Here is a 12,799-nt window from a genome sequence, read left to right on the forward strand (position 1 = left end):
TTTCCGCAATGCTCGCCGAACTCGACGACGAGTGGCTGACCGGCAAGGTCTATCTCAACTTCAACCTGTAACCCGGTTGTCATGACCACCCAACCGGAAATTTACAGAAAAGAGGTTGCACAATCCGGCGACGATGCGCTAGGATGATACGCAACGCCTCAACCCCCATTGTCCCAATCAGCCCGATGGAAATACCCCAAACCACCGCTTCGTCCGCTGCGCCACGGTGTCTTGTGACCGGGGCCGACGGCTTCATCGGTTCGCACTTGGTTGAAATGCTCGTGGCGCGCGGTTTTCGTGTCCGGGCTTTGGCGCAGTACAACAGCTTCAACCACTGGGGCTGGTTAGAGGGTTTGCCCTGTCTGCCCGAGATCGACGTGCTCACCGGCGACATCCGCGATCCGCATTTTTGCCGCCGCATGGTCGAAGGGGTGGATATCGTGTTCCATCTTGCGGCGCTGATCGCCATCCCGTACTCCTACGCCGCCCCGGACAGCTATGTGGACACCAACGTGCGTGGCACGCTCAACATGTGTCAGGCTGCCCATGCCGCTGGGGTGAAGCGCTTCATCCACACCTCCACCAGCGAGGTGTACGGCACCGCGCGCTATGTGCCCATCGATGAGGCGCATCCACTGCAGCCCCAGTCGCCTTACAGTGCCTCGAAAATTGGCGCGGACGCCATTGCCATGAGTTTTTTCAGCAGCTTTGGTTTGCCGGTGACGGTGGCGCGTCCATTCAATACCTACGGGCCTCGCCAGTCCGCGCGTGCGGTCATTCCCACGATCATCAGCCAGATCGCCGCGGGCAGACGTCGCATCGAACTGGGCGACCTGCGGCCGACGCGGGACTTCAATTACGTCGAAGATACCTGTCGCGGCATGATTGCGCTGGCGGAGTGCCCCGGCGCCGTTGGGGAGGTGGTCAACATCGGTTCGAATACCGAAATTTCCATTGGCGAGACGGTGCATCTGATCCGCGAGCTCATGGGTAGCGATATTGAGATCGCGCAGGACGAACGCCGCTTGCGACCCAGCCAATCGGAGGTTTATCGTCTGTGGTGCGACAACCGAAAAATCGTACGGTTGACGGGCTTTACACCCCGGGTTTCCTTGCGCGAAGGGCTGATACGGACCATTGCCTGGTTTCGTGACGAGAACAACCTGCGCCGCTATAAAGTCGAGCTCTACAATGTCTGACGTGGGCGCTTTCATCCGTTTTGTGCGGGAGCTGTACGGGCAGCGCGAAGGCGCCATTGCGCTGCATGCCCCGACGATGGGCCAACGGGAGAAGGCGTGGGTCAATCAAGCGATTGACTCCACTTTCGTGTCCAGCGTGGGCGCGTTCGTGACGGAGTTTGAGCAGCGCATCGCCGCCTTCGTGGGTGCGCGGCATGCAGTCGCCACGGTCAATGGCACGGCGGCGTTGCATGTGGCGCTGCGCGTGGCAGGCGTGCAACCGGGCGACCTCGTGCTGACCCAGGCGCTGACGTTCGTGGCCACCTGTAACGCCATCACGTATTGCGGCGCCGAGCCGGTTTTCGTCGATGTGGAGGCCCCAACCCTGGGCATGGACCCGGAGGCGCTCGCGGCCTGGCTTGCCGACCATGCGGTGCTCGCAGCCGGTCAATGCGTCGAGCGCCAAAGCGGTCGTGTGATCCGCGCCTGTGTGCCGATGCACACCCTCGGCCATCCCGCGCGGGTCGATGCCATTGCGCAATTGTGTGGCCGCTGGGGACTGGCGTTGATCGAAGACGCTGCCGAGGCACTGGGCAGCTACCGCGCCGGTCGCCACGTCGGGACTTTTGGGCGGCTTGGGGCTTTCAGTTTCAATGGCAATAAGGTCATCACGACCGGTGGCGGTGGCGCCGTCGTGACAGACGATGAAGCGCTGGCGCGCTGGGCACGGCATCTGACCACCACCGCCAAGCGCGTGCATCCGTGGCTGTTCGATCACGACGAGGTCGGCTACAACTACCGCATGCCCAATCTGAACGCAGCCTTCGGCATCGCGCAATGGGAGCGCTTACCCGCTTTGCTGTCCAGCAAACGTCAGGTGGCGGACGCGTACCGCCAATGGGCGGATCGGCACGGCTGGTGCTTTGTGCAAGAGCCGTCTGACACTCGCAGCAACTACTGGCTCAATGCTTTTTGTCTGCCGGATCTGCAAGCACGGGACGCGTTTTTGCAGGCAACCAACGCTGCGGGTGTCATGACACGGCCGCTGTGGACGCCCATGCATCGTTTGCCGATTTACCAACGCTGTCGTCGTGGCGACCTGCCGGTGACGGAAAAGCTTTCCGATACCGTGGTCAATGTGCCGAGCTCGGCGCTGACCCAAGGGGATGAATGACATGACCGTCCGGCGCGTTGCAGTCGTGACGGGCACCCGAGCGGACTACGGTTTGCTCTATTGGATCATTCATGATCTTTATCAGGCCTCGGATTTTGAGCTTCAGCTCGTCGTCACCGGGATGCATTTGATGCCGCGATTTGGCCATACGATCGACGGTATTCGGCGTGACGGTTTTCCCATTGCTGCCACTGTGGATCTTGCGATGGTTGACGATAGTCCGCGTGTGGTCGCTCGCGCCATCGGGTTGGGCACTGCGGGTTTCGCCGACGTTTTTGCGGATCTGCACCCCGACGTCGTGCTGATTCTGGGGGATCGTTTCGAGGCGCTGGCGGCCGCCACCGCGGCATTCGCGCAGCGGGTGCCGATTGGCCATATTCATGGCGGCGAAGTCACCGAAGGTACGCTCGACGACGGCTTTCGGCACGCCATTACCAAGTTGTCGGCCTTGCACTTTACGGCTGCCGAACCCTATCGGCGCCGCGTGATCCAGATGGGGGAGATGCCCGAGCGTGTTTTCAATGTCGGGGCGCCAGGGCTGGAGCATTTTTTCCGCACGCCGCTGCTGTCCAAGCCGGAGCTCGAGCGGGAGCTGGGCTGCCCGTTGGACGGCGTCGTCTTTCTCGTTACGTTTCATCCCGCGACGCTCGATCCTGGCAGCCCCGCACAACAGTGCCAGGAACTGCTGGCCGCGCTCGATGCTTTTCCGCAGGCGCGCATCGTCTTTACCCTGCCCAACGCGGATCCTGGCGGACAGGCGATCATTCCCCTCCTCGAGGACTACGTTCGTCGCCATCCTGGGCGTTGCCGCCTGTATGCATCGCTGGGCCAGCAGCGCTACCTCTCGTTGCTGCGCCTGGTGGCGGCCGTGGTAGGCAACTCATCCAGTGGGGTGATCGAGGCACCCAGCGCAGGCTGCGCCACGGTCAACATTGGCGACCGGCAGCGCGGCCGCTTACGCGCAGCCAGCGTGATCGACTGTGCGCCACAGAGGCGCGACATCGAAGCCGCGCTTCGGCGCGTGCTGGACCCGGTGTTTCGGGCGACGCTTGCAGCGGTGCACAATCCCTACGGCTCGGGCGATGTCGCCGCTCGCATTCTGGCGGTCTTGCGCACGGTCGATCCACCGGGGTTGTTGCGGAAGCCGTTTTTTGACCTGGGGTGACGGAGCATGCACGACGATCGTTGTCCAGCGCATGTGCAGGTGATTGCCGAGGCCGGTGTCAACCACAATGGCCAACCGGAGTTGGCCTTCCAGCTGGTTGAGGCCGCAGCACAGGCCGGGGCCGATGTCATCAAATTCCAGACCTTTCAAGCCGAGCGCCTGGTGACTGCCACGGCACCCAAAGCTGCGTACCAACAACGCACGACGCGTGGGGACGAGTCACAGCTCGACATGCTGCGACGTCTGGAGCTCCCGCGGCAACTGCACCATGCGCTCAAATCCGACGCCGAGCGACGCGGGCTGCGCTTTTTGTCCACCGCGTTCGATGAGGAAAGTCTGCGCTTGTTGGTGGATGAGTTGGGGTTGTCGCTGCTCAAAATCCCCTCGGGCGAGCTGACCAACGCCCCCTTTCTGCTGCAGCACGCGCGCACGGCCGCGCAGCTGATCGTGTCGACGGGGATGGCCAGCCTGGGTGACATCGAACTGGCGCTTGGTGTCATCGCGTTTGGGTGCATCGCTGGCCCGCGCGAGCGGCCGGGCGTGTCCGCCTTCCGCGCCGCATACGCCTCCCGCGAGGGACGGCTGGCCCTGGCGCAGCGCGTCACCTTGTTGCACTGCGCCAGCGCGTATCCCGCGCCACCGGAAGCGGTCAACCTGCGCGCGATGGAGGCGATGGCCTGTGCATTCCATCTGCCCGTTGGCTACTCGGATCACACGCTGGGGATCGAGGTGGCGCTCGCCGCGGTGGCGCGCGGGGCCAGCGTGATCGAAAAGCATCTCACCATGGATCGACGGCTGCCGGGGCCGGATCATGCAGCCTCGCTCGAGCCCGACGCGTTTCGGGCGATGACACAGGGCATTCGCCTAGTGACCCTGGCGCTTGGGGACGGCATCAAGCGGCCGCAGCCACAGGAACTCGATACGGCGGCGGTGGCGCGCAAGAGTTTGGTGGCCAAAGCGCCCATTCAGCGTGGCGAACCCTTTTCTGCACAAAACGTGGCCATCATGCGGCCGGGGACGGGCATGTCACCGGTTCGGTACTGGGAGTTGCTGGATCGGGTTGCGTCCCGGGACTACGCTGCGGGTGAACTGTTGGATGAGTGAACGCATCGTCATCGTTGGCGCGGGGGGGCACGCCCGTGTGGTCCTGGACGTGCTGCGCCTGTTGGGCTGGGACGTCGCCGGGGTGCTAACCCCCGACCCACCAACGGGCTGCGTATGGGAGGGGGTGTCCGTGCTTGGCGATGACGCCTGGTTGGGCGAGCCGGGCGCAACGGGCTATGCGTACGCGATCGGCATCGGCGCGGTCCCAGGCAAGATGATGGCGCGGCGTGCGATGCACATGCGGCTTAGGCAACTCGGCGTTTGCATGCCCGCATTGATGCATCCCGCGGCGGTCGTGGCACGAACGGCCGCGGTGGCGTCAGCGGCGCAGATCATGGCTGGTGCCGTGGTACAGCCGGGTGTTCGCATTGGGGTCAACGCGTTGGTCAACACGGGTGCCAGGATCGACCATGATTGCACCATCGGTGCCCATGCCCATGTGGCCACGGCGGCCGTGCTGTGTGGGTCGGTTTTCGTGGGGGAGGGGGCTTTCATCGGCGCGGGTGCGGTCGTGCTGCCGGGTGTGCGCGTGGGGGAGGGGGCGGAAGTCGCCGCAGGCGCCACCGTCACACGCGACATCCCTCCGTGGCATCGGTATATTCCGGGGCGTCCCCTCAGAATGCTGGAGGTGCAGGCGTGATCACGGACTGGCAAGGGCTTTTGCTGCGACCGGACGACTCCATCCGGCGCGCGATCGAGGTCATCGACCGTGGCGCCAAGCGCATCGCGCTGGTGGTCGATGACAGCGGCCGTCTGCTTGGCACCGTCACGGATGGCGACATCAGACGAGGTCTGTTGCGCCACTTGGGCCTGGACGCCGCGGTCGTCGAGGTGATGAACCCGCAGCCGCGCGTCCTGCCGCAACATTACCGGCGCGAAGATGCGCTGCGTCTGCTTGGCAGCGCACAGGTGTTGCAGGTGCCCATTGTGGACGAGGCCGGTGCGCTGGTGGGTCTGGAGACCCTGACCGATCTGCTCAAGCGCCCGCGACTGGAGAATCCTGTGTTCCTCATGGCCGGCGGCTTGGGCACGCGGCTGCGTCCTTTGACGGACCACTGCCCCAAGCCCATGCTTCCCGTAGGCGGCAAGCCGATGCTGGAACACATCCTGCAGGACCTGATCGATTACGGCTTCTATCGCTTCTACATCTCGGTGCACTACCTGCGCGAACAGGTCATCCAGCACTTCCAGGATGGCAGCCGCTGGGGGGTTTCGATCCAATACGTGCACGAAGATCAGCCACTGGGCACCGCCGGTGCGCTGGGCCTGTTGCCCAAGGACGCCGTGCAGCGTCCGGTCATCGTGGTCAACGGCGATATCATGACGCGCGTCAACTACGAAGCTTTGTTGCAAGACCACGACCGCCACACGCCCGCCGCGACCGTGTGCACACGCCAATACGACTTTCAAGTGCCCTACGGGGTCATCGAGCACGACGAGCAGCGCATCACCAACATCGTCGAAAAACCGGTGCACCACTTTTTCGTCAGCGCCGGCATCTATGTGCTGGCACCGCAAGTGGTGCATCACATGACGCCGCAGACCCGCATCGACATGCCCGATTTGCTCAAGCGGCAAATCGATGCGGGGCGCGAGGTGCGCATGTTCCCCGTGCACGAGTATTGGCTCGATATTGGGCGCATGAGTGATTTCGAGCTGGCCCAGCGTGACGTCCGCCAGGTGATCGACCGTGGTTGACGGCAAGGGGCGGGTGGTCGCACTCATACCGGCGCGCGGCGGCAGCAAAGGCGTGCCGGGCAAAAACCTGCGGGACTTGGGCGGCAAACCCCTGGTGGCGTGGACGATCGAGGCCGCTCGCCAAGCCGAGTGCATTGACGAGGTGGTGGTGTCCTCGGACGATAACGCCATCCTGAAGGTGGCCCGTCAGTGGGGTGCGGCGGTGCCGTTTGTGCGGCCCGCGGCATTGGCACGTGACGATACGCCGGGCATCGACGTGGTGCTGCACGCGTTGGAGCAGCTGCCCCACGCGCACTGGGTGGTGCTGCTGCAGCCCACATCGCCCTTGCGGACAGCGCAGGACATCGAAGCGGCGGTGGCCCGCTGTTGGGAGGCGCGTGCGCCGGCCTGTGTCAGCGTCAGCGAGGTCGATACCCCGCCCGGGTGGATGTTTCGGCTCTCCGACGATGGACGGCTGCGCGCCATCCTGCCGGAACGCGAGCGCCCGCTGCGGCGCCAGGACGCGCCGACGCTGTATGCACTCAACGGAGCGGTGTACGTCGCACGCGCCGATTGGCTGCGCCACGCGCGCACCTTTTTGACCGACGAGACGGTTGCGTACCGGATGCCGCCGGAGCGATCCATCGACATCGACACGCCGCTGGACCTGATGATTGCGGCGTGCCTGATACGCGAGCGGCAACGCGGCGGCGGCGTTTGAAAGCGCCGCCTGCGTTGTGCCGCCTCACCCTTGCAGCAGCCGCAACACGTTCTGCGGCAGCTGGTTGGCCTGGGCGATCATGGCGGTGCCGGCCTGCTGCAGGATCTGCGTGCGGCTGAGGTTGGCGGTCTCGGCCGCGAAGTCGGCGTCCATGATGCGGCCGCGGGCGGCCTGCTGCTTCTCGATGCCCACGCGCAAGTTGGTCATGATGTTTTCGAAGCGGCTCATGTAGGCCCCCATCTCCGCGCGGCGCGCCACGATGCCCTGGATGGCCGTATCCAGGGTTCCCAGGATAGACGCAATATTAGACGGTATAGCGCTCGCGGAGATGGAGAAGCCACTAGCCATCGCAGAACCAACGCCAGAAAGTCCAGCCAGCGAGTTCAGTGTAAAGCTGATCGTCTGCCCCCCTTGCGCGCCGATTTGAAACACAAAGCTACCCGCCTGGGAGCCCAATATCTGTCGGCCGTTGAAGTTCGTTTGTTCGCCAATGCGCCGGAGTTCCTGCGAGAGCTGACGAAACTCCTGGTTGATGTTGATGCGCTCTGCGCCACCGTTGGTGCCGTTGCCGGCGCGCAGGGCCAGATCGCGCATGCGCTGCAGCACGTCGGTGACCGTGGACAGGGCGCCGTCGATGACCTCCACCATGGAGAGCGCATCGGCCGTGTTTTGCAGCGCGACGGTCATGCCGCGTGCCTGGCTGTTCATGCGCTCGGCAATGCCCAAGCCCGCTGCGTCGTCTTTGGCGGTGTTGACCCGCAGCCCCGACGACAGGCGTGCCATCGTGGTCTGCAGCGACTGCATGTTGTTGATGGTGTTGCGCTGGGCATTCAGCGACATCACGTTGGTGTTGATGGTCAGGGCCATGGTGCGCTCCTAGCGGTGGTTCCGGGGAATCAGCGGCCTGGCGTGCGGTTGGGGCTCGTCCAGCGCCTCCATGGCCGTAATGATCGGAGCGCCTGAAAAAAACAAAGCCCCGATAAACGGGGCTGGCTCATGGCTGTTCGTGCGACCGTTCAGCTCTTACGTGTGTTCCAGCTCGCCAGCTGCTGGTTGATGAAGTTGCTCAGGCCGCTGTAGCCGGCCATTTTGGTGTCCAGCATGGTGTATTGGGCGCGCAAGGCGGCCTCGGTGCGCTGCACGCGCTCGTTGATGCGGTCGATCTCGGCGTTCTTGCGCTTGATCGTCTCTTGCAGACCACGCTCACGGCTGCTGGCGGCCCCACTTGCGGCCAACGCATCCTGCGCAAAGCTCTTGAGCCGTTGCGCGATGCCGCTGCCACCCAGCAGCCCGGCCAACCCGTTGGGGTTGTTCAATGCGGTGGCGAGCTGGCTGCTGTCCAGGGTGAGCAGACCCTCGCGGTCAAAGCGGATGCCCGCCTCGTTGAGCGTGGCGGGGGTATTGCCGCTGACGGTGTCCCCTGCGATGCGGCGCAGCATGGTCAAAATGCCGATGGCCGCCGAGTCCCCGCGCAGGGGGCCGTTGCCCCCGCCGGTGGGGTCGCTGCGTGTCAGGTCCTTGATCGTGCGGCTTAGCTCGTTGAAAGCGTCACGAAATGCCTCCACCGCCTTTTGCATGCCCTCGCGGTCATCTTCCACGGTCAAGGTCACAGGCTGGGCGGTTACAGCTTTGGCGGTGAAGGTCACGCCCGCCAGCGTGTCAGAAAAGGTGTTGCTTGCCGACGAAACGGCGATGCCTTCCACGGTGATCTGGGCGTCGGTGGCGGGCTGCACCAAGGTCTGACCGTCTGCGAAACCGCCGGCATCGTAGTAGGCCAAACGTCCCAGCCCGGTGCTGGTGTCGGTGATCAGGGTATCGGTGGCGTCGAAGGCGACCAATTCGAAGCCGTTGGCTTGCCCCGTGTCGGCGCCGCGCACCACCAGCTGTTCGGTGCTGCCGCTGCGCACCACTGCGGCGCGCACACCCGCGTTGGCGCTGTTGATCTTGCTGGCGATCGTCGCTAGCGTGTCGGTGGCCGATACGCTGATGCTGACCGGGGATCCCGACCCCGCAACAAACCCCGTTGGCCCCCACTGTCCCAGTCGGATTTCGAGTCGGCCCGCTTGGCCCACTGTCTCGCCCGTGTTGAACGCTTGCGTGCGTGTGCTTTGCGCCTGCGCCAGCGCCAAGACTTCCACCTGGTACTGCCCCGTGACCGCGCCGGTTTGCGCGGTCACAGCAACACTCTCGGGGGCGCTGGAGCGCGCGACCTGTGCCTGCCAGGTGGCGCTGGCGGCCAGTTTGGCCGCGGCGTCCTGCAGTTTGGCCAGCCCGCCCTTGATCTGCCCCCACGCCGATACCGACGACTGAAGCGACCCGATTTGCGACTGGATGTTGGCAATCGGCTTGCGTTCCAGCGCGACCAGCTGGGAGACGATGCTGTTGACATCAAGGCCGCTGCCGACCCCGGGGGAGGAAATGGCCATGGCGTGCTCCTATATGGCAGTGATCCCCTTTTTATACCGGGGACCGACCGCTTGCAAGGGGGCGATGAACGGGGTGCGGGCCATCCTTTACAGCGGACCGAGGCCGACCGTTGGGACGGCCGGCCTCAGGCGCGCGGTGTGGCGGGTGTTACCGCAACAGTGCCAGCACGTTTTGTGGCAGCTGGTTGGCCTGGGCGATCATGGCGGTGCCGGCCTGCTGCAGGATCTGCGTGCGGCTGAGGTTGGCGGTCTCGGCCGCGAAGTCGGCATCCATGATGCGGCCGCGGGCGGTGGTCTGTTTTTCGATGCCCACGCGCAGGTTGGTCATGATGTTTTCGAAGCGGCTCATGTAAGCCCCCAACTCAGCGCGGCGGCCGACGATCGATTGGATAGCAGTGTCGAGTGCGCCCAAAATGGCGCTGATGCTGGCGGCGGAGGCAGTGCTTGAGATCGACAAGTTATTCACGATAGAGTTCACACCAGAGGCAGTGCCCAGACTGGCAAACGTGATTGACAAAGTTTGTCCGCCCTGCGCGCCGATTTGGAATACGTACGAATTGGCACTCGCGCCGAGGATCGCCCGACCGTTGAAATTGGTTTGGTCGCGAATCCGTCCCAACTCAGAGGCGAGCTGACGAAACTCCCGGTTGATGTTGACACGTTCTTTCGTACCGTTGGTGCCGTTGCCCGCGCGCAGCGCTAAGTCGCGCATGCGCTGCAGCACGTCGGTGACCGTGGACAGGGCGCCGTCGACGACCTCCACCATGGACAGCGCATCGGCCGTGTTTTGCAGCGCGACGGTCATGCCGCGCGCTTGGCTGTTCATGCGTTCGGCAATGCCCAAGCCCGCCGCGTCGTCTTTGGCCGTGTTGATGCGCAGCCCCGACGACAGGCGTGCCATCGTGGTCTGCAGCGACTGCATGTTGTTGACGGTGTTGCGCTGCGCGTTCAAAGAAATCGGATTGGTATTGATGGACAGGCTCATGACGGTCGCTCCTGTGTGAAAAAGCCCGGGTAGTTCCGCGCAGCCGGCCCCGTGCCGACCGCTGTTGAACCGTGTGCTATCCGGTTGCCTGCTATATCGGGCGCGGTGGCGCGAACTTGAGGGTCACCGCCCGTTTTTTTGCGCGATGGCCCACTGGCCCCAGGGCGGCGCGGTGGTCCCTACAATCACCCCACCGATGAACGGCGCCACCCAATCCCCCGTCCCCCTGCCCACCGAGCAGTTGCGCGTGGGCATGACGCTGCCGTTTACGCTGCTCGACGCGGCGGGGCGCACGTTGCTGGCCAAGGGCCAGCGCATCGAGGACGAGCAGCAGCTGCGCCTGCTCAAGGAACGGCGGCAGGTGTTCGTGCCCTTTGAGGAGTCGGAGCTGGCCGTCAAGGTGATGATGACAGGCTTGCTGGAGCTGGACCGCCGCGGCGCAGCGATCAAGGACTTGGACCGCTACGTCCGGCTGGATGGCGACACCGCGCCGGAGGCCGAGCCGCTGCGGGGCACGGTGCCGGAGCAGTGCGCCGAGGTGGCAGCGCGCCTGCGCCGGTTGTTGGCGGCGATCGAGCAGGGTGCGCTTGCGCCGTCCGACGCCCCCGCGCGCTGGCAGCGCCTGTGGTGGGATATCGAACAGTTGGTGGCCCACGATGCGTTGGCGGATACCACGGTGCTGGTGCTGACCTACCGGGTCTGCATCAGCCCGGCCGACTACAGCGTGCTGCACGCGCTGCAATGCGCGGTGTTGGCCCGTTTGCTGGCGCCGGTGCTGCGGTTGGGCGATGCCGAGGCGCGCGCCCTGGTGTTGGCCACGGCGAGCATGAACGTGGCCATGCTGCGGCTGCAGGACGCGCTGGCCCAGCAGACGGCGCCGCCGTCGCCCGCGCAGCGCGCGCAGATCGACGCGCACGCCGCCGAGGGCGTCAAGCTGCTGCGCGCAGCGGGCATCGACGATCCGCTGTGGCTGGAGGCGGTGCGGCTGCACCACGCGCCGTTACCACCGGGTGTTGCGTTGGCGCAACGTTCGCCGGCCCAGCGGTTGGCGCATGTGATGCAGGTGCTGGACCGCTACACCGCGTCGATGAGCCCGCGCGCGAGCCGACCCGGGCGCACCGCCAAGGATGCGGCGCGCACCGCGATTTTGTTTCGCACCGGGGGCACGCAGGACGAGGTGGGGCTGGCCCTGGTGCAGCGCCTGGGGATGTACCCGCCGGGGACCTTTGTGCGCCTCAAAGGGGGGAGCTGGCCCTGGTGCTGCGCCGTGGCGCCCGTGCCGCGACGCCGGTGGCGGCCGTGGTGGTCAACCGCGCGGGCGAGCCGCTGGGCAGCCCCAAGCTGGTCAACACCGCGCGCCCGGATTACGAGGTGAGCGATCCGGTGCCGGGGTCGTCGGTGCGCGCGCGCATCGATTTGGAGGAGATGGCCAAGCTGCTGGCGTTTTCGCGCACGCCCGCAGCGGGCATGCCCTAGAGGGGCCGGCGGGAGCGGGCATGGCGCCGCGCGAGCACACGGCATACGTTTGGCTGCCGTGGCGCGAGGCGGCGGATCGCTGCTTTTCGCCGTCCAACGCCGAGGCCATTCTGTGGCTGCCGCGGTTGGCGGTCAGGGAATGACGCCCGTATCGTGCAGCCGCAGCCTAGGAGGACTACCACGTGCGCGGCTCGAAGCCGGGCTGGTTTCTCAGCACCACGTCGTCATCGGCTTGCACCAGCACGTACAGGCCTTGCTTGTCGGCGTAGCGCACCACCTCATCGGGCGCCCCCATGGCCGCGACCGCACCGTGAAGCTGCTTGTCGGCGTACTCGGGGAAGGCTGCCTTGAGGCGCCCCAGGCGATCCAGGTGCTCATCGACATCGTCGGTGGTCAGGCGGCTTTTGCATTCCACGGCAATGGCGTGGTCGCCGTTGATCACCAACAGGTCGATCTCCATCGTCGTTTGGCCCGCGTCGTTGCGCGCGCGGACGTTGGGCATCACCCGGTGCACGGGGATGCCCCGTTCTTGAAAAAGGCGCACCACGGCAGGCTCGACCATGTCCTGCACAAATTGCCCCAAGCGGTTGCCCAGGCGCCCCAACTGACGTTCGAGCGCGCGGATCCGGCGGTCCGTCTCTTTGCCCGATTCGCGCAAGTCGCGGATAAGGCGGTCGGTCTCCTGCATGCGGCGATCGGTTTCCTGCATGCGACGGTCGGTTTCCTTGCCCTGTTCGGCAAGGCCCAAGATCATCGCTTTGAGATCGTCCCATGAGATGTCGGCAGCGGTGGTCATGGTGTGGCGCTTGCGTCGCGGAGGCGAAGACTGCTGTTGGATTCTATCGTCGCCACCCGAGTTCAGGTGTGCACAAGCCCAGACGCCGCCTGTCGTG

At 65.0% G+C, this 12,799-nt stretch carries 12 protein-coding genes and 1 pseudogene; 9 read left to right on the forward strand and 4 right to left on the reverse strand.

The window, feature by feature from the left end; translation table 11 throughout:
* The first annotated feature begins 185 nt into the window (after positions 1–185).
* Genes Tther_RS03775 through Tther_RS03805 form a run of 7 tightly spaced genes read left to right on the forward strand, consistent with a single transcriptional unit; the run spans position 186 to position 7,019 of the window.
* Entirely contained in the window at positions 186–1,199 is a 1,014-nt protein-coding gene (locus Tther_RS03775; protein ID WP_143901092.1) for an NAD-dependent 4,6-dehydratase LegB, read from the forward strand.
* Complete coding sequence (locus Tther_RS03780) at positions 1,192–2,352, forward strand: LegC family aminotransferase (RefSeq protein ID WP_143901094.1); 1,161 nt, start codon at positions 1,192–1,194, stop codon at positions 2,350–2,352. The genes Tther_RS03775 and Tther_RS03780 overlap by 8 nt, the downstream gene beginning before the upstream one ends.
* Positions 2,345–3,517: a UDP-N-acetylglucosamine 2-epimerase gene (neuC, locus tag Tther_RS03785; protein ID WP_246098900.1), complete on the forward strand. Its 1,173-nt coding sequence runs from the start codon at positions 2,345–2,347 to the stop codon at positions 3,515–3,517. The genes Tther_RS03780 and neuC overlap by 8 nt, the downstream gene beginning before the upstream one ends.
* 6 nt (positions 3,518–3,523) lie before the next feature.
* Complete coding sequence (gene neuB / locus Tther_RS03790; protein WP_143901097.1) at positions 3,524–4,621, forward strand: N-acetylneuraminate synthase; 1,098 nt, start codon at positions 3,524–3,526, stop codon at positions 4,619–4,621.
* Positions 4,614–5,261 carry a NeuD/PglB/VioB family sugar acetyltransferase gene (locus Tther_RS03795; protein WP_143901099.1) on the forward strand — a complete coding sequence of 216 codons (648 nt, stop codon included), beginning with the start codon at positions 4,614–4,616 and terminating at the stop codon, positions 5,259–5,261. The genes neuB and Tther_RS03795 overlap by 8 nt, the downstream gene beginning before the upstream one ends.
* Positions 5,258–6,319, forward strand: a complete 1,062-nt coding sequence (locus Tther_RS03800) for a nucleotidyltransferase family protein (protein ID WP_143901101.1) — start codon at positions 5,258–5,260, stop codon at positions 6,317–6,319. Before Tther_RS03795 ends, Tther_RS03800 begins: the two co-directional genes overlap by 4 nt.
* Entirely contained in the window at positions 6,312–7,019 is a 708-nt protein-coding gene (locus Tther_RS03805) for an acylneuraminate cytidylyltransferase family protein (RefSeq protein WP_143901103.1), read from the forward strand. The genes Tther_RS03800 and Tther_RS03805 overlap by 8 nt, the downstream gene beginning before the upstream one ends.
* A 24-nt stretch (positions 7,020–7,043) precedes the next feature.
* Here the strand turns inward: Tther_RS03805 and Tther_RS03810 are convergent, their stop codons facing one another.
* The 3 genes from Tther_RS03810 to Tther_RS03820 all read right to left on the reverse strand — a co-directional run bounded on the left by Tther_RS03810 (position 7,044) and on the right by Tther_RS03820 (position 10,430).
* Positions 7,044–7,886 carry a flagellin N-terminal helical domain-containing protein gene (locus Tther_RS03810; protein WP_143901105.1) on the reverse strand — a complete coding sequence of 281 codons (843 nt, stop codon included), beginning with the start codon at positions 7,884–7,886 and terminating at the stop codon, positions 7,044–7,046.
* A 149-nt stretch (positions 7,887–8,035) separates the two neighbouring features.
* Positions 8,036–9,445, reverse strand: coding sequence for a flagellar filament capping protein FliD (gene fliD, locus Tther_RS03815; RefSeq protein ID WP_143901107.1), 1,410 nt, complete (start codon positions 9,443–9,445; stop codon positions 8,036–8,038).
* 148 nt (positions 9,446–9,593) lie between these two features.
* Positions 9,594–10,430 carry a flagellin N-terminal helical domain-containing protein gene (locus Tther_RS03820; protein ID WP_143901109.1) on the reverse strand — a complete coding sequence of 279 codons (837 nt, stop codon included), beginning with the start codon at positions 10,428–10,430 and terminating at the stop codon, positions 9,594–9,596.
* A gap of 196 nt (positions 10,431–10,626) precedes the next feature.
* Here Tther_RS03820 and Tther_RS03825 point away from each other — a divergent pair, with 196 nt between their 5' ends.
* Both Tther_RS03825 and Tther_RS13440 read left to right on the forward strand, forming a co-directional pair.
* Entirely contained in the window at positions 10,627–11,805 is a 1,179-nt protein-coding gene (locus Tther_RS03825) for an HD-GYP domain-containing protein (protein WP_143901111.1), read from the forward strand.
* Between the two features lie 121 nt (positions 11,806–11,926).
* Positions 11,927–12,049, forward strand: a pseudogene (locus Tther_RS13440) (dihydroneopterin triphosphate diphosphatase); the annotation flags it as partial.
* 32 nt (positions 12,050–12,081) lie between these two features.
* Here the strand turns inward: Tther_RS13440 and Tther_RS03835 are convergent.
* Positions 12,082–12,702, reverse strand: coding sequence for a DUF3782 domain-containing protein (locus tag Tther_RS03835; RefSeq protein ID WP_185974999.1), 621 nt, complete (start codon positions 12,700–12,702; stop codon positions 12,082–12,084).
* Between the last annotated feature and the right edge of the window lie 97 nt (positions 12,703–12,799).

The sequence above is a fragment of the Tepidimonas thermarum genome, from assembly GCF_007556705.1.
Taxonomy (GTDB): domain Bacteria; phylum Pseudomonadota; class Gammaproteobacteria; order Burkholderiales; family Burkholderiaceae_C; genus Tepidimonas; species Tepidimonas thermarum.